Origin of the sequence: Vibrio sp. V09_P4A23P171 (assembly GCF_963875615.1) — a bacterium.
GTDB classification, from domain to species: Bacteria; Pseudomonadota; Gammaproteobacteria; order Enterobacterales; family Vibrionaceae; genus Vibrio; species Vibrio anguillarum.
Genome location: NZ_CAWNMR010000066.1, coordinates 96,059 through 122,625, shown reverse-complemented (window position 1 = coordinate 122,625; position 26,567 = coordinate 96,059). Strand labels below are relative to the sequence as shown.

The following is a 26,567-nucleotide window of genomic DNA, read 5'->3' as shown; positions in this document are numbered from 1 at the left end:
CTATACTTTGAACAAGTTAGGTCATAGAAAAATATGCTGTGAAGATTCTCATTGTTGATGACAGTAAAGCGACACTTGAAATAGTCAGACGAGCCTTAGAGGCGTTTGGCTACCGACGTTTGTCCATTCAAAAAGCAGACAATGGTAAGGCCGCACTCAAGCTGATTGGCAGTTGGCAGCCGGATATTGTCTTAACAGATTGGCATATGCCCGGTATGACGGGGCTGGAGCTGACACAAGCGATAACCAAACGTAAGCTCGGGATAAAAGTGGCAATGCTCACCACGGTGGCCGATGAGCAACAAATCAAACAGGCGCTTGAAGCTGGAGCGTCGTTTGTGTTATCGAAACCGTTTGACGATGGTGAACTGCACCAAAAGTTGCTTCCTTTAGTGCAAGGAGCGGAAGAGAGCTGCATTGAATTAGATGAAATGGTTGAGCTGCAAGATGAGTTGGCTTTACCAAAGCTTTCGCAGCTAGAGAAGCTGCTAAAAAGAGCGGTAGGTGCTGATATCGTGCTGAATAATATTCGTCGCCAATCGTTTGATGAGAGCAAAATTCCTTGTTTGATGGCAGTCTATGAAGATGGCGAAACGCAAAAGCCGCGCGCGGTGGCACTGCTTGATATCTACGCCGTTTGTGTCTTTGCTAAAGGCAACCCCAGCATTACCAAAGAGCAACTACAACAAGCGGTACACAGCAAAATGGTCAGTAAAGATATTCTCGATACTTGCCAGAAAGTGTTAAGTGCTTCCGCATTAGCGTTTCTTGATAATCAAACCCGCAAAAGCTTGAAGTTAAAAAATATCAGTTTTATTCCTCAATCATTTGAAAAGCTCGAAACCCTATTTGCCAAAGAAGCGGATAAACGGGTCGATTTTTCCTGCCAAATGGGGGCGTTAGCCCAAGGGAAAATTACTTTAGTGGGATTTTAATCATCTTTAAGAGCATATTCTGAGGTTATCTTTATGACAGGATGATTTTTGCTATTGGGCATATTCTTAGATGATATTGATGAGCCGTTATTCATGAGATATAAGCAAAATTGCCACTTAGTGACTATATTTAAGTTATTCCTAAAAGTATTTAACATTAGGATTAATTGATTAATTAAAGGAAGCGATATGATAAAGTTTATACGGATATTCATCATTGGTTGCTTAAGCCTATTTATGTCAGCCCCACTTTTAGCGAATGTTACGTGGGAGGGGCATTGCCGAGATAGAAAGCCCTATCTTTATTTTGAAAATGGTGAGTGTAAAGGCCCTGGTGGCGATGTGATTAACCAGGTTATTCTTAAGTTGGGGCATAAAGTCCATTGGACAAAAGTTCCTTGGGCAAGAACCATTGGTGTTGCACCACAGGGTGGAGTTGATCTTATTCCTCTGCACTCTATGGATGAAGAGAGAGAACAGTTTCTTCACCCATTATTAATGGGGTATGGTGAAAGAGAGGTGTTTTATTTTACTCGGACGAACTCGGATATTGATGCAAATAGTTTTGATGAAATTGTCAGCCGAGGTTTTGTTATTGGTGCACTCAATGGCAGTTTTTATAGTGACCAATTTAACCAAAATACAGACAAATTAAAAATCAGTTTTGTTACTAGTGTAGAACAAATTATTAATATGCTAGAGGCTAGTCGCATCGATCTTGCTATCACCTCTGAACAGCATGGGCTCAATCTTTTTGAAAATGACCCTAAATTAAAGAAAATAAGTTATAAAAACATTTACCTAAATGGTCGTTTTTTTAGTGTACCCAAACGATCGGCGAACTATCAGTATATCGATCAGCTAGAGAGTATTTTAGCTGAAATGCGTCGTTCCGGAGAGATTACTAGGATATACGAATCTTATAACTTAGAAGCCCCAATTCAGAAAGAGTAGATTGAGGAATATTACTTTTTATTTTTATATTTCATTGCGATATATCTATTCGTAATTTAAACAGCAGCGAGGCGGCTTATGACTCGCTGCTATTTTACGATAAAGAATATATTTAGTTTCTCATAGTAACAAACTCTTCACTACCCGTTGGGTGTATTGCCACAACTGAATCAAAATCGGCCTTGGTTGCGCCCATTTTCATGGCTACGCCAAAGCCTTGAATCATTTCATCAACCGCAAAACCGATGCCGTGTAGGCCAACAACGGTTTCTTCAGGGCCTGCGCATACTAGTTTCATTTTGCATGGTTGACGGTGAGAGGTGACGGCGGTGTACATGGCCGTGAAGCTAGATGTATACACTTTGACATTCTCTTCGCCATATTGCGCTTGGGCTTCTTGCGTGGTGAGGCCAATTGTGCCGATTGGCGGATGGCTAAAGACCACGGTCGGGACTAGTTTGTAATCCATCTTCGCATCGGTTTTGCCATTAAACAGACGCTCTGAAAGTTGACGGCCTGCTTTGACGGCTACTGGTGTGAGCTCGATACCGCCTTCCATGATATCGCCGACACAGTAGATACCCGCGACGTTGGTTTGCTGGTACTCATCAACCTTAATATAGCCTTGTGCATTAGTTGCCACACCCGTTGCTGCTAGGTTTATCGCATCGGTTGCTGGGTGGCGGCCGATTGCCCAAATGAGCGTATCAACGTTTTGGCTTTGGCCATTTTCAAGGTGTAGAGTCAGGCTGCCATCGGCTTCTTTGATCACTTCTTTTGGCACTGAATGAGTATGTAATGTTGGGCCTTCCGCCGCCATGACTTCAGTGAGTGTTTCGATGATCATGGGATCAAAGCTGCGCAGTGGTGATTCTTTGCGCACGTAAAGGTGCGTTTCAGTGCCGAGTGCGTTGAGTACGCCCGCGATTTCAACCGCAATATAACCTGCGCCCACAACCGCGACGCGTTTAGGCTGTTCGGTCAAGTCAAAGAAACCATTGGAATCAATGCCGTATTGTGCCCCTGGGATCGCCGGAATCGTTGGGCGTCCGCCAACGGCAATCAGGATATGGTCTGCTGTGTAGTGTTCACCGTTTACTTCTACGGTTTTTGCATCAACGAAGCGTGCAAAACCGCGGATCACTTCCACTTTATTATTGCCCAATACGCGGTCGTATGATTGATGAATACGGCCAATATACGCTTGGCGGCTCTCAATCAGTTTTGACCAATCCAATCCTTTGACATCGACATCGAAGCCGTAATCTTTGGCATAAAGGTGCATTGCTTCAGCAATTTGCGCGCCATGCCACATCACTTTTTTCGGAACACAACCGACGTTGACACAAGTGCCGCCAAGGTCTTTGGCTTCAATCAGTGCGACTTTCGCACCATACATTGCCGCGCGGTTCGCTGAAGCGATACCACCAGAGCCACCACCGATACAGATATAATCAAAATGCGTTGTCATTACTTTCTCCATTATTCTTTTTTCATCCTGTTTGACCTTGGTTTTGTACGGTGTTGGCAACCATAGCAAGGCGAAAAAGGTTCTCTACTTCTTTGATAGATTGGGTCAGTTTATTCTGGTACAACCCATTCGACTTTAAAATGACCGGTTACCGGGGCAATCGCTTGCTGAAGAAACGGTAAAATTTCCTGCATTTGCCCTTCTAGTGTCCACGGTGGGTTAATCACTATCATGCCTGAAGCGGTCATGCCACGTTCATGGGTGTCTGGCGACACGCCCAATTCAATTTGTAAGATTTTGCGAATACCGAGGCTTGCCAGCCCTTCAAGCAAGTCATCAATGGTGTCGCGATTCACTACGGGATACCAAATGGCGTAGATACCCGTCGCCCAGCGCTTATAACTTTGGGCAATGGCTCTTACGACATCGCTGTACTCTTTGGCCAATTCGTAAGGGGGATCGATCAACACTAAGCCGCGACGCTCTTTCGGTGGCAGGCTACCGATTAAGCGTTGGAAACCATCTTCTTTGTAAATCGATACCTGACGATCTCGGTGGAACTCTTGCTCGAGCAAAGGGTAATCGCTCGGATGCAATTCAGTGAGCACCATACGATCCTGCGCGCGTAGATGAGCACGCGCTACGCGCGGTGAGCCGGGGTAGTAGCGTAACTCTTCGCTTTCATTGAGTGCTTTTACTGCCTCAAGGTAGCTTTGAATGGCGGGTGGCGTTACATTTTGTTGCCAAATACGAGCAATCCCTTGTTTATATTCACCGGTTTTTTCTGACCATTCATGGGTCAAGTCATAACGGCCCACGCCAGAGTGGGTGTCATGATAAACAAAAGGCTTCTCTTTTTGCTGTAATGCATTGAGGATAAGGCTTTGTACGATATGCTTTAATACATCCGCGTGGTTGCCCGCGTGAAAACTGTGGCGATAACTTAGCAAAATAGGCTCTCAAAACACCCCAAATGGAGTGTGTTTCATCAATCAAACGTATTGGCTGATTATACGCCACTATTGAAAATTGCTGAACCTACCTATATTTACTATTTCAGATAAACAAAATCGACGGTTGCCGTGAAACAATCAGTGACTGTTGCAGAGAAATGCATCAACGTGCAGGCGCGTCTTAACTTAAAAGGAATGTTTTATGTCTAATCCACTTCTCACTTTCACGGATTTACCGCCGTTTTCCGCCATTAAGCCAGAGCATGTGAAGCCTGCGGTTGAGAAAGCGATAGAAGATTGCCGCACCGAAATTGAAAAACACCTTGCTGGCAATAGCACCCCAACGTGGGAAAACTTGATTGCACCCATTGAAGAGGTGGATGATCGCTTAAGCCGTATTTGGTCGCCAGTGAGCCACCTTAATTCCGTGCTCAATAGCGATGAACTGCGTGATGCGTACGAAAGCTGTTTGCCGCTGCTGTCTGAATACGGCACTTGGGTTGGGCAACATAAAGGCCTGTTTGAAGCCTATAAGAGCATGAAAGCCAGCGATACTTTTTCCTCGCTCTCTCAAGCGCAGCAAAAAACCATCAATGATGCACTGCGTGATTTTGAGCTATCGGGTATCGGCTTGCCATTGGCAGAGCAAAAACGGTACGGCGAGATCAGTAAACGTCAATCTGAGTTGGGTTCTAAGTTCTCTAATAACGTACTGGATGCCACGATGGGCTGGACCAAGCACATTACTGACGCCAATCAATTAGCGGGCATGCCAGAATCGGCATTAGCAGCTGCACAAGCGGCGGCGCAAGCCAAAGAGCTCGATGGTTATTTATTAACGCTCGACATTCCTTCTTATCTGCCAGTGATGACTTATTGTGATAACCAAGCTCTGCGCAAAGAGCTTTATGAAGCGTATGTCACGCGTGCCTCGGATCGCGGGCCAAATGCGGGCAAGTGGGATAACAGCGAAATCATCGCTGAGAAGCTCAAACTGCGTCATGAAATAGCCCGTATGCTCGGCTTTAATACCTACAGTGAAAAATCACTGGCGACTAAAATGGCGCAAACGCCCGATCAAGTGTTAGGGTTTTTAAATGATTTAGCCACCAAAGTGAAACCGCAAGGTGAGCGTGAAGTAGAAGAGTTGCGTCAATTTGCGCAGCAAGAGTTTGGCGTGACCACGCTAGAGTTGTGGGATATCGCTTACTACAGCGAAAAACAGAAACAGCACTTGTTTGATATTTCAGATGAAGAGCTGCGCCCTTATTTCCCAGAGTCGAAAGTGGTGAGCGGCCTATTTGAAGTACTCAACCGCGTATTTGGCATGAGCGTCAAAGAGCGCTCTGGGGTTGATATTTGGCATCCATCGGTGCGTTTTTTCGATATTTTTGATGCGAAAGGATCACTGCGTGGCAGCTTCTATCTCGACCTGTATGCACGCGAACATAAGCGTGGCGGCGCGTGGATGGATGATTGCCGTGGCCGCCGTATCACTCAAAATGGCGAGCTACAAACACCAGTGGCTTATTTGACCTGTAACTTTAATCGCCCAATCGGTGATAAACCTGCGTTATTTACTCATGATGAAGTGGTCACTTTGTTCCATGAGTTTGGACACGGGATCCACCACATGTTGACTCAAGTTGAAGTGGGTGCGGTATCTGGCATCAATGGTGTACCGTGGGATGCGGTTGAACTGCCAAGTCAGTTCCTTGAAAATTGGTGCTGGGAAGAAGAGGCGTTAGCGTTTATTTCAGGTCATTACGAAACGGGTGAACCGCTACCGAAAGAAATGCTCGATAAAATGCTCGCGGCGAAAAACTTCCAGTCAGCGATGTTTATTTTGCGCCAACTTGAATTTGGTTTGTTCGATTTCACCTTGCACACCACTTACGATCCCGAAGTAGGCCCGCAAGTGTTGGAAACTCTCGCTCAAGTGAAAAAGAAAGTGGCCGTGTTACCAAGCCTTGAATGGAACCGTTTCTCACACAGCTTTAGCCACATCTTTGCTGGCGGTTACAGCGCAGGTTACTACAGCTACTTATGGGCAGAAGTGCTTTCGGCGGATGCGTTTTCTCGCTTTGAGGAAGAGGGGATTTTTAACCCACAGACTGGGCAAAGTTTCTTGAATAACATCCTTGAAATGGGTGGTAGTGAAGAGCCGATGGAGCTATTTAAACGCTTTAGAGGCCGTGAGCCGCAAATTGATGCGTTGCTGCGTCATGCGGGGATCGCCGCGTAGTCACGCGCTTAAAATGCGATGAAGCTCGAATTAGCCCACCTTTGCGGTGGGTTTTTCATTTTTGAATGCCCAGAAAAATGTGATAGAGACGAGCATCTTGCCGCGATTTGAGGTTATAATCTGGGCAATTATGTATAAATAACCAGTAGCTTAGCCATGATGGATCCTTCTCTCTTACTCGACGGTCTCAACGATAAACAGCGCGAAGCGGTTGCCGCGCCTTTAGAAAACTTGCTGGTGCTTGCCGGAGCGGGGAGTGGTAAAACCCGAGTATTGGTGCATCGCATTGCTTGGCTTATCTCGGTTGAAAACGCCTCGCCTTTTTCAGTGATGTCGGTGACTTTTACCAACAAAGCGGCGGCGGAAATGCGTGGCCGAATTGAAGAGTTGATGATGGGCAGCGCATCGGGCATGTGGAATGGTACCTTCCACGGTATTTGCCACCGTATTTTACGCGCTCACTATCTTGACGCTCGCCTGCCTGAGGATTTTCAGATCCTCGATTCTGAAGATCAACTGCGTTTGCTGCGTCGTTTAATCAAAGCACAAAACCTAGATGAGAAGCAGTGGCCTACGCGCCAGGTGTGCTGGTGGATTAACGGTAAAAAAGATGAAGGTCTTCGTCCGAAGCACATCGATGCGTACCGCGATCCCGTGACTCAAACCTATTTGCAGCTTTATTCCGCGTATCAAGAGGCGTGCGATCGCGCAGGTTTGGTTGATTTTGCCGAAATTTTGCTGCGTTGCCACGAGATGTTGCGTGATAAGCAGCACATTCGTGAACATTATCAAGCGCGCTTTAAACACATCTTGGTCGACGAATTTCAAGACACCAATAACATCCAATACGCGTGGCTGCGCATGATGGCTGGGCGCGATTGCCACGTGATGATCGTCGGTGATGATGATCAGTCCATTTATGGCTGGCGTGGTGCCAAAATTGAAAATCTCGAAAAATTCACGCAGGAATTTCCGAGCGTTAATACCATTCGTTTAGAGCAAAACTACCGTTCAACCAAAACCATTTTGCAAGCCTCGAACGCACTGATCGCGAACAACACCGAGCGAATGGGTAAAGAGCTCTGGACCGATGGCAGCGAAGGCGAGCCAATTTCTATCTATTCGGCCTACAACGATCTTGATGAGGCGCGTTTTACCGTCAATAAAATCAAAGAGTGGCGAGATAAAGGTGGCGCATTAGAGGATTGTGCGATGCTTTATCGCAACAACGCCCAATCTCGTGTTTTGGAAGAAGCCTTGATTCAAGCAGGCTTGCCCTATCGCATCTACGGCGGCATGCGCTTCTTCGAGCGCCAAGAGATCAAAGATGCGTTAAGTTACTTGCGTTTGATGTCTAACCGCAATGATGATTCGGCCTTTGAGCGAGTCGTAAATACGCCACCGCGTGGCTTGGGTGATAAAACGCTGGAAACCATTCGTTTTGCGGCGCGAGATCGCGGTTGTACCTTGTGGCAAGCGAGCCTTGTGCTGTTGGAAGAAAAAGTGCTCACAGGACGTGCGGCAAGCGCATTAAGCCGGTTTATTGAGCTGGTCAATGCCCTTGAAGATGATAGCGCTGAGATGCCGTTACACAGTCAAACCGACCATGTAATCAAAACATCAGGTTTGTTTGAGATGTATCAGCTTGAAAAGGGTGAAAAGTCTAAAGCCAGAATTGAAAACTTGGAAGAGCTAGTCACCGCAACACGCCAATTTGAAAAACCAGAAGAAGCGGATGAGATGAGCATGTTGACGGCCTTTTTAACCCACGCAGCGCTGGAAGCGGGCGAAGGGCAGGCTGACGAATTTGATGATGCCGTACAGTTAATGACACTGCACAGCGCGAAAGGGTTAGAGTTCCCGTTGGTGTTTATGGTTGGCGTTGAAGAGGGCATGTTCCCCAGCCAAATGTCGGCCGAAGAAGCGGGGCGATTGGAAGAGGAGCGCCGTTTGTGTTACGTCGGAATGACGCGCGCCATGCAAAAGCTCTACATTACTTACGCTGAAATTCGCCGTTTATACGGTCAGGATAAATACCATAAGCCGTCACGCTTTATCCGTGAGCTGCCAGAAAACTGCCTTGATGAAGTGCGTATGAAAGCGCAAGTGAGCCGACCAAGCAGTGCCGGGCGTTTTAGTCAAACAGCGGTCAAAGAGAACTTTAACGAGACGGGCTTTAGCTTGGGCGCACGCGTGAAACACCCTATTTTTGGTGAAGGCACCATCATTAATTTCGAAGGTAGTGGCCCGCAAAGTCGAGTGCAAGTCGCTTTTAACGGTGAAGGCATTAAATGGCTAGTGACTGCTTATGCCAAGCTAGAGAAACTATGATCTTCCTTGTACAAAGAAAGGGTACTTTTCTTTGCTGAGATGGTTGGATTGTTCTCCTCCCTCTTTGAGAGGGAGGCCGGGAGGGGTGTTTATGGCGTTGTTTAAGCCAAATACCTAACCTAGCCGTTCAAGATATGAAAGCTGGATAACTCATATGCTTATCCGATCCAAAAGAAAAACCCCGAGGGCTTGCGCCCTGCGGGGTTATAGTCTTACTTGCAGCAATCCAGCTACGAAAGTGCTCCATGCATCAAATCCATGATAGTGGCTGAATTCCGTCAGCTTAATCCGTTCTTCGCCTTCCTAGCGGTGTCCTTGGTGACTTCCTAGTCTGCTAACCATCCACGTTAGCGCGCTTCACTTGTTCCTTGAGCGGTGTCCTTTACATCATCCTGATGTTCAGTCCTTGCCTCGTCCAGAGGTGTCCATTGTCTTTCCTTAGTAGTAACCATCCTAGCTACTATTGCGTCCATTCAATGTCCAATTTGCTTTCCGTGCCGACCATTCATCCTGAGCAGTCGTCTCTTCATCCTGAAGATGACCAATCCGTGGTGCTTTCCTGTTCCGTGTCAGAATCCTTCCGACAAGGTTCATATTACCCATCTCTAATTTATCGGCAATGCTAGAGAAACGCTTTTTTCGCAAAGGGTTTCTCTAGTTGGTTGTTATTTTATTTAAAATCAATTAGTTAAGTTTTTTAGTGTTGATTTTCCTACTCAAAAAGCGATATTTGCTCACTCGTTTGTAAGAGATCTCGCACAAAAATGGGCGCGAATCGCTGCATCAATGGCTAAGGCTAAGCAGCGCTTGCAATAAAATAAGTCCACCGATGAGCGTAAAAATGATGCCACATACTGCATCAATATACACAGTGAGTGATTGCAAGCGTTTTTGTAGGCGGGCGGTGGAGAGCATCCACGCCAAGGTTGAGAACCACATAAAAGAGAGCCCCCAAAGAATCAGCAAGGCGATACCTTTACCTGAAAAGGACATCCCCACAGGCACTAAACTCGACATTAAGCTGATAAAAAAGACCAAAGCTTTTGGATTAAAAATATTGGTGATAAAACCGCGGGAAAAGGCTTGGCGTTGATTTTCGATCAGCTTGTAGCGCTCATTGTTGACTCCGACAGCTTGTGGCGATCGCCAGGTGGTGTAGATGGATTTGAGTGCGCCCAAGCCTAAATAGAATAAATACCCCCCGCCGGCCAGTTGCACCATCGCAAACAGTGCGGGTTGTTGATGCACCAAATAGCTTATCCCTGTGAGGCTAAGCAATGAGTGAATGACAATGCCACATGATAACCCTAGCGCAATAAAAACTCCGGTTCTGCGACCGTAACGGGTGGAATTTTGTACCACCAGTGCCACATCTGGGCCGGGGCTTAATAATGCCATAAAATGTACGCCAGCCAATGTGGCCAATATGGAAAGTTCGTTCATGTATTCTCCTCATGTTTTACGGTGAGTATGCGTGGAGAAAACGTGCTTGCCTTGTAAATTTCTGACAGTTTGGTTAGTAAAGTGTGCGATTGATGGCGGAGGGTGGCAGGCCAAAGGTTGCTTTGAACGCCTTACTGAAATGGGCTTGATCATAAAAACCGACTTGATAGGCGACTTCAGTGCTAGAGGTGCCGGTTTTCAACAATTTCATCGCTTGCTCTAAACGTAAACGCAATAACCACGCATAAGGTGTGATGCCCGTTTGCGCCTTGAAATGGCGCTGAAACTGAGTGGGTGAAAGCTGGCAAAGCTGAGCGAGTTGTTCAAGGCGGATTGGTTGGTCGAGTTGACTGAGTACCCACTCTTTCAGCGTGGCGAGGTTGCGCTGGCCGAGCGGTTTAACCTCCGGCAGTTTCAAGTGGCTATAGCGTTCAAGCAAAGGTGTGAACCCTTGGTAGGGTAAGCAATCTTTAGCGAGTTGACTGAGCTTATCCTGCTTCATGGTGTGATGAAGTTGCAGCAGTGAGCAAAAAAGTGGCGCGTCATCGACTATTAACTGCTCAAAACCCAGCACTTGTTCAATCTGCTTGGCTTCTAAGGTTTGCTGTAGCCAAGTAGGTTCAATAGCAAACACTTGCACTTGGTAGCCAGAGCCATTGTGCGCTTGCCCATCGTGCAGCTCATCTGGCGACATCAGAACTACGCCGCCCCGTTGTACCTGATGCCAAGCGCCTTGGTGGTAGAAGCGCTGCGTTCCTTGAGTGATAAGGCCAATATGAATATCAAGATGGTAGTGGCGATCAAACGCAAACTGACGATAGTCTGCATCAATCAGACCGATCGCAGGATAGGCCGTTTGGCTGTAGCTCACTTTATCCATAGAGACCAAAATTTAGGGTTGAATAATGCAAGCTTAGCCAGCCATGTCGCCACTGTCTTGTAAAAAATGATCACAGAGCACTTGATCGCTTTGACGAACGAGGGGGAATAAACAATCCTAATTAAACGGATGCCCGTTGAGCGCGTCGCGCGGTTCGTCCTGTTTTTAAACCATCAAAACTGAACAGCAACAATGCTGCCCAAATAAAGGCAAAGGTAATGGCTTTATCACTAGAGAAGGCTTCACCGTACACCAAGACAGCGAGCAAAAACATCAAGCTTGGGCCGATGTATTGGAAGAAACCCAGCGTTGAAAGTTTTAAACGCGTTGCTGCTCCTGTGAAACAAAGCAAAGGTAAGGTCGTGATGACGCCAGCTGCGATCAGCAGTAGGTTGAGGTTAAGCGGATTGAGCGCCATATCTGAAGTTGGCGAGCTGGCGATAAACAACAGATAAATCAACGCCGCGGGTAACATTACCAAGGTTTCGATAAACAAACCTGTTTGGGCATCAACCGCCACTTTTTTACGCAGTAAGCCATACAAGCCAAAAGTGGTCGCCAAAGCGATGGCGACCACAGGAATCGAACCAAACACAATTAACTGAATGGCCACACCAATGGTGGCTAGCGCTACCGCGACCCACTGCAGTTTGCGTAATCGCTCACCAAGAAAAAGCATGCCGAGCACCACATTGAGCAGTGGGTTAATGTAATAACCTAAACTGGCATCTAACATATGATTAGCATTGATCGCCCAGATGAAAATTAACCAGTTCACCGCAACCAGACAAGCGGTGGTCATTAGATAGATCATCTTTGATTTATGAGTAATCACACTGCGTACACTACGCCAGTTGCGGCCAAAATGAAGTAGTGCTGCTAACAAGAAAAACGACCACACTACGCGGTGAGTGAGGATCTCAAGTGCAGGAACATTGTTGATTGCTTTAAAATAGATCGGTGCGATGCCCCACATAGTGTAAGCACCAATAGCGAGTAAAACGCCTTGTCTGGAGCGTTGTTGTTCTTCTGCGGTCATGATGAATTCTCAAAGGAGTGAAGTGCTGAGCCAGCGAAACGATTCGACAGTATATACTGTTCCTCAAGTAAGTTGCAGCTTTGTTAATCGACCGCCTACTCGGGAGTTTGAGTGGCGAATAATGGCCGAGAATCAAGTGATTCGCTTTACCGCTACATTTTGCGGTTTTATTCACCATCGAACCCCACTACAATAAGACGCTTTGCGGTATAGCGGTTGCTCTACCCCTTTTGTTCACCCTTGGAAATTTCATGACCGCAACGTTAATGGCTCAACAAACCGATCCTCAACCTGAGACACCGCACAGTATTTTACAGACTGTGTTCGGTTATCAGTCGTTTCGTGTCGGCCAGCAAGAGGTGATTGACGCTTCGTTAGCGGGGCAAGATAGCTTAGTTATCATGCCAACGGGTGGGGGGAAATCGCTCTGTTATCAGATCCCTGCGTTAGTCAAAGAGGGCATCACTTTAGTCATCTCGCCGCTCATTTCGTTGATGAAAGACCAAGTGGATCAGCTCAAAGCCAACGGTGTCGCGGCTGAGTGTATTAATTCAAGTATGTCACGTGAGATGCTGATGTCGGTATATAACCGAATGAACGCGGGGCAACTGAAGCTGATTTACGCGTCGCCTGAGCGTGTTTTGATGTCCGATTTCATCGAACGCTTGCAGCAGTTGCCATTGGCGATGATTGCCGTGGATGAAGCACATTGTATTTCTCAATGGGGGCACGATTTTCGCCCTGAGTATGCGGCGTTAGGCCAACTTAAACAGCATTTTTCACACGTGCCTTTTATGGCACTGACGGCAACGGCCGATGACGCCACGCGCGTGGATATTTTGCACCGTTTGCAGTTGCAAGAACCGCATGTCTATCTGGGCAGCTTTGATCGCCCTAATATCCGCTATACCTTGGTCGAAAAGCACAAACCGGTTTCACAGGTGATCCGCTATCTTGATACGCAAAGAGGACATTGCGGCATCATTTACTGTGGCAGTCGCAAAAAAGTAGAAATGCTGACAGAGAAACTGTGCAACAACCATTTACGAGCAGCCAGTTACCATGCGGGTATGGACGCCGATGAGCGCGCTTATGTGCAAGAAGCATTTCAGCGTGATGACATTCAGATAGTGGTTGCTACCGTCGCATTTGGAATGGGGATTAATAAACCCAACGTGCGTTTTGTGGTGCATTTTGATATTCCGCGCAACATCGAATCTTACTATCAAGAGACCGGGCGCGCAGGGCGAGACGGTTTGCCAGCCGAAGCGATGATGCTCTATGATCCGGCCGACATCAGTTGGCTGCGTCGAATGTTAGATGAGAAGCCGGAAGGGCCACAAAAACAGGTGGAAAGCCATAAGTTGGGCGCGATGAGTGCTTTTGCTGAAGCACAAACTTGTCGCCGCCAAGTGTTGCTCAATTATTTTGGTGAATATCGAGACAAACCTTGCGGCAACTGCGATATCTGCCTTGATCCCCCCAAGCATTTCGATGCCACGCAAGATGCGCAAAAAGCATTATCGTGCGTTTATCGCGTCAACCAAAGTTTCGGTATTGGTTATGTGGTGGAAGTGATGCGCGGTATGCAAAATATCCGTATTCGTGAAAATGGCCACGACAAGCTCACAACTTACGGCATTGGTCGCGATCATAGCCATGATTATTGGGTGAGTATTTTCCGTCAGTTGATCCATAAAGGGTTGTTGCAGCAAAACATTACTCGCAATTCGACCTTGCAGTTGACGGAAGAGGCGCGACCGCTGCTGCGTGGAGAAATGCCATTAGAGTTAGCTATTCCACGCTTAGACACAGCCGCTCGTGCGGCGAAATCAGATAAGTTATCCAACAAAAACTACGACAAACCACTGTTTGCCAAATTGCGTAAATTGCGTAAATCGATTGCTGATGAAGATGGCCTGCCGCCTTACGTGGTCTTTAGCGATGCGACCCTAATTGATATGGCGGAAATATTGCCCACTTCGTACGGAGAAATGTTGGCCGTTAACGGCGTTGGGCAACGCAAGCTTGAAAAATACGCCGACCCATTTTTAGACCTGATTCAGGAGCACTTAACCCACCATGGCTGAGTTCGGTTTAGCACACAATTTACAAGATGAAGGGCGACTCGTCTTGAGTACACCGCGTTTTGATGTCGATACTTTTCCTGCACTAGGCGAGCGTTTGGTCAAGCAGCTTTCGGCTACAGTGATAGAAAAACAATGGGATGCGGACATTCACTCATGGTTGATTGATTTTGAAGGTTGCTTACTTTTTCTCAAAGCCGAGCATTACAGCGAGTCGGTTTGGCTTGAAGCACTTGCCATCAAAGAGAGCCAAGAAGAGTTGGCGTTTCTCGCGCAATTATTAGCGCGAGGTTTCTAAGCGTGTAGATCAACTCTGCATATCCGCCTTTTGGTCCTTCATTATTAAGCCGCCATTGCTTATGATGAGGCAAACATCAAGGAGGCTGGCGTGAAATTTGAGTCGATTCATCAAGAAGTTATCTCCGTTGAGCGTTTTACATGGCGCTGCTTACGCTATGCGGTGATCGCTGCGTTACTGCTGTTGACTGGCCTCATTCCCGGAGTGGTGGGTTTTGTCTACCTAGCTGATCTCCCGGCGGCGCAAGCGTGGTTGAATGCGCTTTCGATGGTCAGTGGTCTCGAGCTTCCCTACCCGATAATCAATCTGCATCTTGCGCCGAGCTTGCATCTCTTTTTAGCCTTTTACAGCTTATTTATTGAAACTGTCTTTTTCGTTTCATTGGCCACCCTATTTGCGCCGATCATTCATCGCGTTTTTCATCGCATGCACTGCATTGAAGAGAGCGATTAGTTCCGTTAAAAGATTTGACGAATATCAGATGAAATGTCTTGGATCAATTGACGCGCCGACTCGTCTCTTTGCTGTACAAGAGTAATAAACAACAGGTCGGTTAGAACGTTCTGCGCGGTGCGAGAGGCGATGGATGAGCTGCGATGTTCATTTTCATCGGCAATCGTATCAAAAGAGAGATCGGCTAATTCACGTAGTCGATTTTTCTTCGGAGAGGTGAGCGCGATAACGCTTGCTCCTTGCTGCTTGGCCGCTTCGGCGGCAATCAAAATCTCTTTTCTCTCTCCTGAAAATGAAATCACAATTTGAACATCTTGCGAACCCAGCGTGCGTGCGGTGGCGATTTGTACGTGGCTATCTTGTTCTGTGAGCGCTGTGATGCCTAATTTCAGGAGCTTAAAAGCCAAATCTTTTGCGGTGAGCGCAGAGCCGCCGATACCGATAATTTGCACGCGGTTGGCGAGGTTTATCCACTGTACCGCTTGGTTGAAGTGGGGAAATGAAAGCGCGTTGGTGGTGTGAAACATCGCTTCTGTTTTCGCTTGCACCAATTTTTGCGCGATCACCGCCAGTGGGTCGTCAGCCAGAATATTGCTGTGCAATGGCGTGGTCTGAAACGCCAATTTACGGCCAAGCTCTTCGGCCAGCGCTAACTTAAACTCACTGTAGCCCCTAAAGCCAATTTTCTGGGTAAATTTGACAATGCTCGATTGGCTGACTTTTGCGTGTTCGGCCAATGCTTGGCTGGTGGCGAGCGCGGCTTTTTCTGGATGAGCGATGATCCAATCGGCGATTTGTAATTCACTGCGAGAGAGTTGAGTGCGGCGGCTGACGATTTTATGCATCACAGACATGCGCGATCCTTGTATTTTTTAGAATAAATTATTCCAAATTTAAAATAACGAACATTAGTGTAGTGGCTTGTATTAACTGGCCTTTTGTTCGGAGGCTTAAAAGATATCGGTGCATTGTAGGCCATTATTCCATGTAATGACTGGTCAAAGAATAACCTTTGTTGTGATTTTTGTCACTAAAGTGGAATATTTTATTCCATAGAATCGCCCTCAGTTCCGAATTAAAACCAAGAAATAGACGATGAACCTAGACCTAACCCTGTTGGTTACCGAAAGCCGCAACCCTGCCAGTGCTGACATTGACACCCTTTCCACCTTAGAGATGCTGCAAGTCATTAACCATGAAGATCAACTGGTCGCGTTAGCGGTTGAAAAAACCTTACCGCAGATAGCGCAAGCGGTGGATGCCATTACCTTGGCATTTCAAGCGGGTGGACGTTTGATCTACATGGGAGCGGGAACCTCCGGTCGCTTGGGGATTTTAGATGCTAGCGAGTGCCCACCCACCTACGGCTCTGATCCTAAACAAGTGGTTGGGCTTATTGCGGGCGGACACCCAGCAATTCTTAAAGCGGTTGAAAATGCCGAAGACAATGTTGAGCTTGGGCAAAGCGATCTGAAAAATATTAATTTGACCCGCAACGATGTGGTGGTGGGTATCGCCGCCAGTGGTCGCACACCCTATGCGCTAGGCGGCATGGCTTACGCTAAATCACTGGGTGCAACGGTTGTGGCAGTAGTGTGCAACCCAGATTGCGCGATGCAGCACGCGGCTGACATTGCCATTGTGCCTGTGGTGGGCGCGGAAGTGGTCACGGGATCTTCACGTATGAAAGCGGGCACGGCGCAAAAACTGGTGCTTAACATGTTAACCAGCGGCGCGATGATTCGTTGCGGTAAAGTGTTTGGCAACCTTATGGTCGATGTCGAGGCAACCAATGCTAAGTTGATTCAGCGCCAAAATAACATTGTGGTCGAAGCGACAGGTTGCAGTAAAGAGGAAGCAGAACAAGCACTGAGCGCCTGCCATCGTCACTGTAAAACCGCCATTGTAATGATTCTTGCGGGGCTAAGCGCCGAGCAAGCGACGCAAAAACTGGCCAAGCATAATGGTTTTATTCGCGCGGCACTGAATGATCAATAACCCGACTGGATCTATCCAAGGATGTCCCAATGGCAAAAATAACCTCCAATATGATCGCCAAGCTGCTTAGTGCAGTCGGTGGTAGTGGCAATATCGGTAAGTGTGGTAACTGCATGACGCGCTTACGTTTAACATTAAATAATACGGCATTGGCCGATCAGGCTCTGCTGAAAACCCTTCCCGGCGTAATGGGCGTGGTGGAGAGTGACCAACAACTGCAGATCATTTTAGGCCCAGGCAAAGCGCAAACGGCGGCCGATATGATGAATGAGATGATCGCCAACGGTGACGGTGCTGAGACGGATGTGGCCGTAACTGCCGATCTATCCGCGATTGCTGCTGAGCAGAAAAAGCAGATGAAGAGCAAACAGACCAGCGGCGTACAACGTTTTTTAAGCAAATTTGCGACCATTTTTACGCCGCTGATCCCCGGTTTCATTGCTGCGGGTTTGTTGCTTGGTTTTGCCACTTTGCTGGAGCAAATGTTCGTTATCGATCAATCGCCTAGCCAGTTTATGCTCGATCTCATTACTTATATGAAAGTGTTTGGTAAAGGGCTATTTGCTTTCTTGAGTATTTTAATTGGTTATAACGCGCAGCAAGCTTTCGGTGGCTCGGGTGTTAATGGTGCCATTTTAGCTTCGCTGTTTGTGCTGGGGTATAACCCAGAGGCGACAACGGGTATCTACTCGGGTATGAGTGAATTCTTTGGCTTCGCCATTGACCCGCGCGGCAACATCATCGGGGTACTTTTAGCCTCTATTTTGGGCGCGCAAGTAGAACGTAAAGTGCGCCAATACATGCCTGATGATTTGGATATGATCTTAACCTCTGTGGTGACGTTACTCATCATGGGCGCGGTGACTTTCTTGGTGATCATGCCGATTGGTGGTGAGCTGTTTAAAGGCATGTCATGGTTGTTTTTGAACCTCAATGATAACCCGTTGGGCGCGGCGTTACTGTCGGGTTTGTTCTTAATTTCGGTGGTGTTTGGTATTCACCAAGGGTTTGTGCCAGTCTATTTTGCGCTGATGGATGTACAAGGGTTTAACTCTCTGTTTCCTATTTTGGCGATGGCGGGCGGCGGCCAAGTGGGCGCTTCGCTGGCACTCTATTTCAAAGCGAATAAGGATGCGTTGCTGCGCACGCAAGTGAAAGGGGCGATCATTCCCGGTATTTTGGGAATTGGCGAACCATTGATTTATGGCGTGACCTTGCCGCGGGTTAAACCGTTTGTCACCGCTTGCATTGGTGGGGCGGCGGGCGGTTTCTTTGTCGGCTTAGTTTCTTACCTTGGTTTGCCAGTAGGATTAAATACGGTGTTTGGCCCGTCAGGCATTGTCGCCATTCCATTGATGACTTCCGAGCAAGGAATTTTTGCTGGGATGATGGTGTTTGTTGGCGGTCTTTTAATTTCCTACACCGTTGGCTTTCTCGCGACCTACTTTTTTGGCTGCAAAGATGTCGATTTAAGCTAATTCACCCCCCCCTATGTATGGTATGCAAAATACCCAAACTCGGTCAAGTGAGGGTATTGGGTGAAATAGCGCGGCCTTTAGCACATCTTCTTTCTCTGTTGGATGTGTCTAAAGGCCTTTTATTTGGCCTAAAGAGCATCCACTACGCAAGTTCGCCTATAAACCCACCCGTTTGATGCGCCCATAGCTGAGCATAAACGCCTTGTTGTTGCAGCAACTCTTGGTGTGAGCCTTGTTCAATGATTCGTCCTTCATCCAGCACAATTAAGCGATCCATGGCGGCAATGGTTGATAAACGGTGCGCAATGGCGATCACGGTTTTGTTTTCCATCAGCGTTTCAAAATTTTCTTGAATAGCCGCTTCTACTTCTGAATCTAGGGCCGAGGTGGCTTCATCCATGATCAGAATCGGCGCATTTTTTAATAGCACTCTGGCAATCGCAATGCGTTGGCGTTGGCCGCCAGAGAGTTTGACACCGCGTTCTCCCACTTGAACATCGTAGCCAAGGTTGCCATTCTCATCCTGCAACTGCGCGATAAAATCATGAGCATGCGCTTGACGGCTTGCTTCTATCAGCGCTTCTTCCCCGGCATCTGGGTTGCCATAGAGAATGTTGTCGCGGATTGAGCGGTGCAACAGCGAAGTATCTTGCGTGATCATACCAATGTGTTGGCGCAGTGAATCTTGGCTGACCTGCGAAATATCTTGCCCATCAATGCAGATTTTGCCGCCATTCAAATCGTAAAATCGCAGCAGCAAGTTAACCAGTGTTGATTTACCCGCGCCCGAACGACCCACTAACCCCACTTTTTCGCCCGCTTTTAACTCAAAGTTAAGCGCCTCAAACACAGTGTTCTCTTGTCCATAGTGAAAGTGAACGTTATGGAAGCTGATTTGCCCTTGCGTTACTTGCAGCGGCGGCGCATTGGCTACATCCGTTATGGTCACTGGTTGCGACAAGGTATTCATTCCATCCACCACAGTACCTATATTTTCAAATAGTGCGCTCACTTCCCACATGATCCATTTCGACATGCCTTGTACGCGCAGCGCAATGCTAATCGCAATCGCAATGACACCGACAGTCACTGAGGCATCGAGCCACAAATTGATTGATAAAGCGGCGATAGAAAACAGCAGTAAATAGTTGATGGCGTCAACACTCCACAACAGGCACGTCACCATGCGCATCTGTTGGTACACGGTGTTCAAAAACCGTTTCATGCTGCTTTTGGCGTACTGCATTTCTCGTTGCGAATGGGAAAACAGTTTCACGGTGGCAATGTTGGTGTAACTGTCGACTATGCTGCCCGTCATAGTTGAGCGAGCATCGGCTTGATCGGTCGCCACTTTTTTCATCTTGGGAATGAAATACAATTGAATGATGATGTAGGCCACGAGCCAAATCAGAATCGGGATCATCAAGATGCGGTCAGATTCGCCCATCATCCAAATCATCGAGACGAAGTAGACCGCGATGTAAACCAGTACATCGACCAGTTTCATTACTGTTTCTCGCACGGCGAGGGAGCTTTGCATCACTTTGGTGGCAATTCGCCCCGCGAAATCGCGTTGGAAAAAACTGACGCTCTGTTTGAGTAAGTAGCGGTGGATCATCCAACGCATCGACATCGGGTAATTACCCAGTAGCGTTTGGTGCATGATCATGGAGTGGAAGAAAGCCAGCAGCGGCATAATGACCACCACCAGCGCGGCCATTACCCACAAGCGGTCACTCTGATCAGCCCAGAATGTGGCACGTTGTTGGCTGCCAAGCATATCAACCAATTCACCCATATAGCGAATGAGGGTGACTTCGGCAATCGCCACACAAGCACTGAGCAGTGACATGACCAATAACGGTACTTCAAAACCCCGCGTGTAATGACGGCAGAAGGCTAATAAGGAGTTAGGCGGTTGTTGCGGCTCTTCTTTAGGAAACGCCGTCGTGAGATTTTCAAACCATTGAAACATAGGTGATCAACTTATGGTGATGTGCGAGTGAGATTCATTCTTATTTTTATCTGTTAAATATTGAATTTATCAGTAAAATGACAGGCAATAATAATGATAATAAAAACGTTTCTCAAACTAATTAAAGCAGGAGGTATCCTTTAATGGATCTCATTCGCCCAAGCTTGCTGGGGACAGCAATTCACAACATATTAAAAATCAGCGCATTACCTTGTCTGTTCATGGTTTCGGCTACGGCACAAGCTGAGCAAACACCGCCACCAGTTTTAGACACGATCGTGGTGACGGCATCGGCATTGAAAGTCGATACCCCGACACAAGAAACTGCAAAGTCGGTCACTGTCATTGAACGTGATGAACTGGACCAGCATAACGTACAAAAACTGGATGAAGCATTGCGCTATACGCCGGGATACACCTCACCTTATGGCGCGGATAACGACGCCGAATGGATGTTTGTGCGTGGTTTTGAACCGAGTGTCTATCTCGATGGTAACCGTCTTTATAAAGAAGGTTTCTTTGCTTGGACGGTTGAACCCTTTGGTTTAGAGCAAGTTGAATTGGTGAAAGGCCCATCTTCTGTGCTGTATGGTGAGTCCATGCCGGGCGGTATTGCCAACGTGGTGCAGAAAAAGCCGACTGATGGCGCGCAGCATTCCGTATCTCTGTCGGTGGGGAATAAAAATTACCAGCAGTTGGGTGTCGATATTGCCGATTGGGCCAACCAAGATGGCAGCCAGCGCTACCGCCTCGTGGCGATGGTTAATCAAAAAGAGGGTGAACTGGATGGCATTGAGAGCCAGCGCGTTTATGTTGCGCCAAGCTACGCTATCGATTTATCAGATCAAACCACGCTAACGCTGATGGCCACTTTCTTGAAAGATAACGGCGTGCCACAAAACGGTTTCTTCCCAAGCGATGGCACATTAGTGGCGCTGCCCAATGGCGAGACGATTGCGCCTAACCGCAACTTTGGCGAGCCGGATCACGATGATTTCGATAAAACACAACTGTCGTTCGGCTACCAACTCTCTCATCAACTGAACGACACTTGGAGCCTCAAGCAAAACTTCAACTACGCCTATGTTGATCTGTACCTACGAAGCTCTTCGGCCTATCAAAATGCTTGGCAAGACAGCGACCCATACACATTGGCACGTTATACCTTGATCAATGATGGCGATGCACACAGCGTAACCTTAGATAACAACGCCCAAGCACAATGGCAAAGTAGCCAATTTGAACATCGCTTACTGACCGGGTTTGACATTCAGTATCACCAAAATAAATGGCTGGGTAATGGCACTGGTTCACAGGTGGGCGTGATCAACAGCCTTAATCCGACCTACGGCAATGTGCCTGATCTCTCAAGCAGCTTGTATGACAATGAGATTGTCAAACAGCAACTGGGTGTGTACGCGCAATATCAAACGAAATGGCAACAGAAATGGGTGCTGAATTTAGGTGGCCGCTACGACAAAATTGATGTTGAAAGCAAAGGTTTGAATAAAGATGAGCTTGATGATGGCCAACTGTCATTAAACAGCGGTTTGATCTATTTAGCCGATAACGGTTTGTCACCTTATGTGAGCTACTCAGAATCTTTCTATGTGATCAGCAGCTTAGATTTCACCACCAACAAACTCTACAAACCCGTTGAGAGCAACCAAACCGAGGTGGGTGTGAAATACATGCCAAGCTGGCTCGATGGCTATGTCAATCTGGCGTGGTTTGATATCGACCAGAAAAACGCAACCGCCTCTACCGTCGGCAGCAATGGCGCGTTAACCACCAGTCAATCGGGCACAAAAACCAATACGCAAGGGTTCGAAGTGGAAGCTCGCATGGCTGTGACAGAGAATCTGATGCTGAATGCCAGCTACACCTATCTCGATGCTCATACGGGTGAAGGAACGAGCCAGAAGCGCAAGTCGATGATTCCGCGCCACTTAGCGACAGGTTGGGCGAGCTATGATTTTGCAGGCCTTGGGATTGAGGGGCTGACGTTGGGCTCTGGCGTGCGTTATACCGGAACGTCTGTGGATGCCTCGCTCGATAAAAAGGTGCCTGCTTATATGCTGTGGGATGCAATGGCAAGCTACGCCATCAATACACAGTGGGATGTGCAGGTTAACCTCAATAATATTTTGGATGACGAGTCCCTTGCTGGTTGTGATTTCGGAACCTGCTATTACGGCGAATCACGTCGTATGGTGGCAAGCGTGAATTACCGCTGGTAAGCCAGCATGAACTCACCTTCGCTGAAGGTGAGTTTGACGGTTTTTGAACATTCCCGCGCCGGCGGGGATGTGTGTTTTAGGTGGTTCGATTTTTGGGGGAGAGTGATGTTTACCTTATCAAATGTTCAAGTGGTGCGCGGTGGACGAAGCATTTTATCCATTGAATCACTGAATATTCCCACCACAGAGTTAACTGTGGTACTCGGCCATAATGGCTCTGGTAAATCCACGCTGGTGAGTTTGATTTCTGGTCAGCAAGCACCTGACCGTGGCGACGTGTTACTTAACCAGCAGCCGATTGCCGAGCTCAGCGCCAGAGCGCTGGCTAAAGCGGTGGCGTTTTTGCCACAAAAATTGCCAACTTCAGCGGGGTTAACGGTACGAGAGTTAGTGCGCCTTGGGCGTTTTCCGTGGCGTGGTCCTTTTGGTCGCTGGCAAAATCAGGATGAAGTGATCATCGATCAAGCGATCGCCCAAACCGGCGTCACTGAATTTGCCTATACCTTGGCAGATGAATTGTCTGGCGGTGAAAGGCAACGCGCTTGGGTGGCGATGCTGTTGGCGCAGCAGTCTCCGGTGCTGATTTTAGATGAGCCAACTTCAGCGTTAGATGTGCAGCACCAATATCAGTTAATGGCTCTGCTTGCGCAATTAAACCAAACACAAGGCTGCGGAATTATCGTTATTTTGCATGATCTGAACCTTGCGCTGCGTTACGCGACCCACATTGTCGCGCTCAAGCAGGGCAAGGTTGCTTTTGAAGGCGATGCCTCTTTATTGGCCGATGAAGCACGTTTATCGGCGCTTTATCAAACGCCGATCCAACTGCTGGATCACCCAATGTCCAATTCAGATTCTCACACGCATAAGGTCGCGATTGTATGTGCTTAAACCTTGTAAAGCGCTGGCTGATTGCTGGCTTACTCTCTGTTTTTTCGAGTGTCGCTTTTAGCGCGCCATTGACCGTACACGACAGCCGCGGAGAGCAAACTCTACAGCAGCTGCCACAACGTGTGGTGGTGCTCAATTGGGATTTACTTGAGCAAGTGATTGAACTGGGTATCACACCGGTTGGCGCGCCAGAGCTTGCCAGTTATCAAGATTGGGTTGTCAAACCGCAAGTGCCGCAAGGGGTAGAAGATATCGGCACGCGCGTTGAACCTAATTTGGAAAAAATTGCTGCACTGCAACCAGATCTCATTCTCGCCGCTGCGCCGCAGCAAGATTTAATCACACCGTTAGAGCGCATTGCTCCGGTGCTCTATTTCTCTAATTTTCAAGCCAGTGATGACAGTGGCGCAGTCGCGATTGACCATTTTCGCCAATTAGCGCAGCTCTTTGGCAAGCAAGCGTTCGCCGAGCAAAAACTGACCACAATGACGGAACGTTTTGCGCAGTTAAGAGCACAAATTGACATCGCATTTTCTCATCAAACACCCGCAGTGGTGGCGATGCGTTTTGCTAATCCAACCTCGGTGTTCCTTTACGGTGAAAACTCCACCACTCATTATGTGTTAAAGCAATTGGGCTTGCATGAAGCGTTGCCTCAGCCCGCCAAAGAGTGGGGGATTGTGCAACATCGGTTAACGGATCTGCAGTATGTTGAGCAAGGTTATGTGCTCTATTTTTTGCCATTTGCCCAGCAAGCACAGCTAAAAAAATCAATGCTTTGGCAAGCGATGCCGTTTGTGCGTCAAGCGCGAGTGAACTCGGTTGAGAGTGTCTGGAACTACGGCGGCGCGATGTCACTACAATACATTGCAGAAGCGCTGACACGCAGTTTGCTTGAGGTTGCGCCTAAGTCATGAACGGAAAAGTGTTTCTCGCACTGAGTAGTGCGCTGCTGCTTGCGGCGATGCTCAGTGTGCAAATTGGCAATGGCGTTGATCTAGTCACGCAATGGCAACTGTTGTGCGCGCAACGTGAAGCGAGCTCTTTTGCTGAGTTCAATTTCCTATATGGTCAATTGCCCCGTTTGGTGATGACGCTGCTGGTGGGCGCGATGTTGGGTTTGGTCGGCAGTGTGATGCAACAACTGACGCAGAATAATCTCACTTCACCATTGACGCTGGGCACCTCATCTGGAGCTTGGCTGGCGCTGATTATTCTCAACATTGGTTTTCCAAGCCTAGTTGCCAGTTACAGCGCGTTGGCGGCAATGAGTGGTGCTTTGCTCGCATTTGCGTTGATCGTGGTGATTGCGGGTGTGCGTAACATGACGGGCTTGCCGTTGATTGTGGCAGGCATGGTGGTGAACCTGCTACTTGGCGCGATTGCGACGGCACTGATTCTACTCAATGAACAATACGCCAAAAACGTCTTCATGTGGGGCGCGGGCGATCTGGCGCAAAATGGCTGGGATTGGGTGCAGTGGTTGCTGCCGCGGTTATCGGTCTCCTTATTGATTTTACTGTTTGCGCCAAGGGTTCTGACGTTATTGCGTTTAGGTCATCAAGGTGCTGCGGCTCGTGGTCTGCCTGTCATTCCTGCATTTTTAATCTTAATGGTGCTCGGGATTTGGTTGGTTTCAGCCTCGATTACCGCGGTGGGCGTCATCAGTTTTATCGGGCTACTCACACCAAACATCGCCCGTGCTATGGGGGCAAGAACGCCCAAACAAGAGCTCTATTCGAGCTTACTGCTTGGCGCGTTACTGCTTTTATTAACCGATATGCTCGCAATGTGGTTGAGCCTATGGACTACGCAAGTCATCGCCAGCGGTATCACAGCCGCGGCGATTGGCGCGCCCGCATTGATCTGGTTTAGTCGCCGTCAGCTCAAGGCGCAAGATACATTGACTATCTCACTGCCTCAGTCGCGCGCATCATTAAGCCGTGTCGCACTATTGGGGTTGTTGCTAATGATGCTGGCAGCACTTGGGTTGCATACGTTGTTTCAAATGAACGAACTCAGTTGGCAATTGGCGCTGCCAAGCAGCTATCAGTGGTCATTACGCTGGCCGCGCATGCTCACCGCATTGTGTGCCGGTATTGGTCTTGCACTAGCAGGTAGCATTTTGCAACGTTTGATATACAACCCGTTAGCCAGCCCAGATATTTTAGGGGTCTCGTCAGGGGCGACGTTTGCGTTGGTGTTTGCCAATCTCTTTTTAGGTCAAAGCTTGTTAGCCGCTCATTGGGTGACAGCATTGTTGGGTAGTTTGCTGGTGTTGGCGGCATTAGTTGTGCTGGGTAAGCGCCATCAATACGCCGCGTCGAGTTTGATTTTAACCGGGATAGCCATCACCGCATTGCTTGAATCCTTAGTGCAATTTTGCTTGGCTAAAGGGTCAGAAGACAGTTATCGAATTTTACAGTGGTTGGCAGGCTCAACCTATCGCGTTACGCCTGACCAAGCGCTGTTGCTGGCCGTTTTGGTGCTGTTGCTGGCCGCGGCCACCATCGCGCTGTCGCGTTGGCTGACTTTAATCTCCATTGGTCGTCGTTTTGCCAGTGCGCGCGGCGTTAATGCGCAAAGCACCAGTTTGATTTTATTGACCATTGTGGCGCTGTTATGTGCGCTGGTGACGGCGACGATGGGGCCAGTGTCGTTTGTGGGTTTGATTGCGCCACACATGGCGATGATGCTAGGCGCGCAGCAAAGTAAAACCCAACTGCTGGTGGCAAGTTTAGTCGGTGCATCATTAATGTTGTGGGCGGATTGGCTCGGACAGGTGATCGTTTATCCGATGCAAATTGCGGCTGGCACGCTGGTGGCGATTCTCGGTGGGAGCTATTTCTTGCTGTTACTGTTGGTCAACCGTTCAAAATAAGCTCAGTCTATTTAT

The 26,567-nt window shown here is 48.0% G+C and carries 20 protein-coding genes; 13 read left to right on the top strand and 7 right to left on the bottom strand.

The window, feature by feature from the left end:
• The first annotated feature begins 38 nt into the window (after positions 1 to 38).
• Both AACT23_RS15635 and AACT23_RS15630 read left to right on the top strand, forming a co-directional pair.
• The gene (locus AACT23_RS15635; protein ID WP_017046676.1) at positions 39 to 935 is read left to right on the top strand and encodes a response regulator; all 897 of its coding nucleotides are present in this window, start codon (positions 39 to 41) and stop codon (positions 933 to 935) included.
• 189 nt (positions 936 to 1,124) lie between these two features.
• Positions 1,125 to 1,889: a substrate-binding periplasmic protein gene (locus AACT23_RS15630; protein ID WP_017049808.1), complete on the top strand. Its 765-nt coding sequence runs from the start codon at positions 1,125 to 1,127 to the stop codon at positions 1,887 to 1,889.
• A gap of 112 nt (positions 1,890 to 2,001) precedes the next feature.
• On the opposite strand, the gene gorA is transcribed toward AACT23_RS15630, so the two are convergent.
• Entirely contained in the window at positions 2,002 to 3,360 is a 1,359-nt protein-coding gene (gene gorA, locus AACT23_RS15625) for a glutathione-disulfide reductase (protein WP_081245272.1), read from the bottom strand.
• A 110-nt stretch (positions 3,361 to 3,470) separates the two neighbouring features.
• On the bottom strand, positions 3,471 to 4,310 hold the full coding sequence (locus AACT23_RS15620; RefSeq protein WP_013855685.1) for a 23S rRNA (adenine(2030)-N(6))-methyltransferase RlmJ: 840 nt from the start codon (positions 4,308 to 4,310) through the stop codon (positions 3,471 to 3,473).
• Between the two features lie 205 nt (positions 4,311 to 4,515).
• Here AACT23_RS15620 and prlC point away from each other — a divergent pair, with 205 nt between their 5' ends.
• Together prlC and uvrD are read left to right on the top strand one after the other, a co-directional pair.
• The gene (prlC, locus tag AACT23_RS15615; RefSeq protein WP_094127897.1) at positions 4,516 to 6,558 is read left to right on the top strand and encodes an oligopeptidase A; all 2,043 of its coding nucleotides are present in this window, start codon (positions 4,516 to 4,518) and stop codon (positions 6,556 to 6,558) included.
• Positions 6,559 to 6,714: 156 nt separating this feature from the next.
• Positions 6,715 to 8,889: a DNA helicase II gene (gene uvrD / locus AACT23_RS15610; protein WP_013855687.1), complete on the top strand. Its 2,175-nt coding sequence runs from the start codon at positions 6,715 to 6,717 to the stop codon at positions 8,887 to 8,889.
• 783 nt (positions 8,890 to 9,672) lie between these two features.
• Here uvrD and AACT23_RS15605 read toward each other — a convergent pair.
• From AACT23_RS15605 to rarD, 3 genes are all read right to left on the bottom strand, one after another.
• A complete protein-coding gene (locus AACT23_RS15605; protein WP_017050604.1) occupies positions 9,673 to 10,332 on the bottom strand; it encodes a LysE family translocator in 660 nt (219 codons plus the stop codon).
• Between the two features lie 73 nt (positions 10,333 to 10,405).
• On the bottom strand, positions 10,406 to 11,212 hold the full coding sequence (locus AACT23_RS15600) for an AraC family transcriptional regulator (protein ID WP_026028188.1): 807 nt from the start codon (positions 11,210 to 11,212) through the stop codon (positions 10,406 to 10,408).
• 121 nt (positions 11,213 to 11,333) lie between these two features.
• Entirely contained in the window at positions 11,334 to 12,251 is a 918-nt protein-coding gene (rarD, locus tag AACT23_RS15595; RefSeq protein WP_013855691.1) for an EamA family transporter RarD, read from the bottom strand.
• 251 nt (positions 12,252 to 12,502) lie between these two features.
• Between rarD and recQ the strand changes: the two genes are divergently transcribed.
• The 3 genes from recQ to AACT23_RS15580 all read left to right on the top strand — a co-directional run bounded on the left by recQ (position 12,503) and on the right by AACT23_RS15580 (position 15,089).
• The gene (recQ, locus tag AACT23_RS15590) at positions 12,503 to 14,341 is read left to right on the top strand and encodes an ATP-dependent DNA helicase RecQ (RefSeq protein WP_094127894.1); all 1,839 of its coding nucleotides are present in this window, start codon (positions 12,503 to 12,505) and stop codon (positions 14,339 to 14,341) included.
• Entirely contained in the window at positions 14,334 to 14,636 is a 303-nt protein-coding gene (locus AACT23_RS15585; RefSeq protein WP_013855693.1) for a DUF3630 family protein, read from the top strand. Before recQ ends, AACT23_RS15585 begins: the two co-directional genes overlap by 8 nt.
• Before the next feature lie 90 nt (positions 14,637 to 14,726).
• Entirely contained in the window at positions 14,727 to 15,089 is a 363-nt protein-coding gene (locus AACT23_RS15580) for a hypothetical protein (RefSeq protein WP_176428642.1), read from the top strand.
• A gap of 5 nt (positions 15,090 to 15,094) precedes the next feature.
• Here the strand turns inward: AACT23_RS15580 and AACT23_RS15575 are convergent, their stop codons facing one another.
• Entirely contained in the window at positions 15,095 to 15,943 is an 849-nt protein-coding gene (locus tag AACT23_RS15575) for a MurR/RpiR family transcriptional regulator (protein ID WP_094127888.1), read from the bottom strand.
• 241 nt (positions 15,944 to 16,184) lie between these two features.
• Here AACT23_RS15575 and murQ point away from each other — a divergent pair, with 241 nt between their 5' ends.
• Both murQ and murP read left to right on the top strand, forming a co-directional pair.
• Positions 16,185 to 17,087, top strand: a complete 903-nt coding sequence (murQ, locus tag AACT23_RS15570) for an N-acetylmuramic acid 6-phosphate etherase (protein ID WP_017045936.1) — start codon at positions 16,185 to 16,187, stop codon at positions 17,085 to 17,087.
• A 29-nt stretch (positions 17,088 to 17,116) separates the two neighbouring features.
• Entirely contained in the window at positions 17,117 to 18,565 is a 1,449-nt protein-coding gene (gene murP, locus AACT23_RS15565) for a PTS N-acetylmuramic acid transporter subunit IIBC (RefSeq protein WP_088721413.1), read from the top strand.
• Positions 18,566 to 18,707: 142 nt separating this feature from the next.
• On the opposite strand, the gene AACT23_RS15560 is transcribed toward murP, so the two are convergent.
• Positions 18,708 to 20,540 carry an ABC transporter ATP-binding protein gene (locus tag AACT23_RS15560; protein WP_094127886.1) on the bottom strand — a complete coding sequence of 611 codons (1,833 nt, stop codon included), beginning with the start codon at positions 20,538 to 20,540 and terminating at the stop codon, positions 18,708 to 18,710.
• Positions 20,541 to 20,683: 143 nt separating this feature from the next.
• Here AACT23_RS15560 and AACT23_RS15555 point away from each other — a divergent pair, with 143 nt between their 5' ends.
• The 4 genes from AACT23_RS15555 to fhuB all read left to right on the top strand — a co-directional run bounded on the left by AACT23_RS15555 (position 20,684) and on the right by fhuB (position 26,552).
• Positions 20,684 to 22,780: a TonB-dependent siderophore receptor gene (locus tag AACT23_RS15555; protein WP_094127883.1), complete on the top strand. Its 2,097-nt coding sequence runs from the start codon at positions 20,684 to 20,686 to the stop codon at positions 22,778 to 22,780.
• Positions 22,781 to 22,885: 105 nt separating this feature from the next.
• Positions 22,886 to 23,671, top strand: coding sequence for an ABC transporter ATP-binding protein (locus AACT23_RS15550; RefSeq protein WP_026028190.1), 786 nt, complete (start codon positions 22,886 to 22,888; stop codon positions 23,669 to 23,671).
• A complete protein-coding gene (locus AACT23_RS15545) occupies positions 23,662 to 24,588 on the top strand; it encodes an iron-siderophore ABC transporter substrate-binding protein (protein WP_094127880.1) in 927 nt (308 codons plus the stop codon). The genes AACT23_RS15550 and AACT23_RS15545 overlap by 10 nt, the downstream gene beginning before the upstream one ends.
• Positions 24,585 to 26,552, top strand: a complete 1,968-nt coding sequence (gene fhuB, locus AACT23_RS15540; protein WP_094127877.1) for a Fe(3+)-hydroxamate ABC transporter permease FhuB — start codon at positions 24,585 to 24,587, stop codon at positions 26,550 to 26,552. Before AACT23_RS15545 ends, fhuB begins: the two co-directional genes overlap by 4 nt.
• Positions 26,553 to 26,567 lie beyond the last annotated feature (15 nt).

Bases quoted from the DNA above. Each gene is read 5' to 3' on its own strand.
- AACT23_RS15630 (WP_017049808.1), top strand. From the start codon at position 1,125: ATGATAAAGTTTATACGGATATTCATCATTGGTTGCTTAAGCCTATTT.
- gorA (WP_081245272.1), bottom strand. From the start codon at position 3,360: ATGACAACGCATTTTGATTATATCTGTATCGGTGGTGGCTCTGGTGGT.
- prlC (WP_094127897.1), top strand. From the start codon at position 4,516: ATGTCTAATCCACTTCTCACTTTCACGGATTTACCGCCGTTTTCCGCC.
- uvrD (WP_013855687.1), top strand. From the start codon at position 6,715: ATGATGGATCCTTCTCTCTTACTCGACGGTCTCAACGATAAACAGCGC.
- AACT23_RS15605 (WP_017050604.1), bottom strand. From the start codon at position 10,332: ATGAACGAACTTTCCATATTGGCCACATTGGCTGGCGTACATTTTATG.
- AACT23_RS15600 (WP_026028188.1), bottom strand. From the start codon at position 11,212: ATGGATAAAGTGAGCTACAGCCAAACGGCCTATCCTGCGATCGGTCTG.
- rarD (WP_013855691.1), bottom strand. From the start codon at position 12,251: ATGACCGCAGAAGAACAACAACGCTCCAGACAAGGCGTTTTACTCGCT.
- recQ (WP_094127894.1), top strand. From the start codon at position 12,503: ATGACCGCAACGTTAATGGCTCAACAAACCGATCCTCAACCTGAGACA.
- AACT23_RS15585 (WP_013855693.1), top strand. From the start codon at position 14,334: ATGGCTGAGTTCGGTTTAGCACACAATTTACAAGATGAAGGGCGACTC.
- AACT23_RS15575 (WP_094127888.1), bottom strand. From the start codon at position 15,943: ATGTCTGTGATGCATAAAATCGTCAGCCGCCGCACTCAACTCTCTCGC.
- murQ (WP_017045936.1), top strand. From the start codon at position 16,185: ATGAACCTAGACCTAACCCTGTTGGTTACCGAAAGCCGCAACCCTGCC.
- murP (WP_088721413.1), top strand. From the start codon at position 17,117: ATGGCAAAAATAACCTCCAATATGATCGCCAAGCTGCTTAGTGCAGTC.
- AACT23_RS15560 (WP_094127886.1), bottom strand. From the start codon at position 20,540: ATGTTTCAATGGTTTGAAAATCTCACGACGGCGTTTCCTAAAGAAGAG.
- AACT23_RS15555 (WP_094127883.1), top strand. From the start codon at position 20,684: ATGGATCTCATTCGCCCAAGCTTGCTGGGGACAGCAATTCACAACATA.
- AACT23_RS15550 (WP_026028190.1), top strand. From the start codon at position 22,886: ATGTTTACCTTATCAAATGTTCAAGTGGTGCGCGGTGGACGAAGCATT.
- AACT23_RS15545 (WP_094127880.1), top strand. From the start codon at position 23,662: ATGTGCTTAAACCTTGTAAAGCGCTGGCTGATTGCTGGCTTACTCTCT.
- fhuB (WP_094127877.1), top strand. From the start codon at position 24,585: ATGAACGGAAAAGTGTTTCTCGCACTGAGTAGTGCGCTGCTGCTTGCG.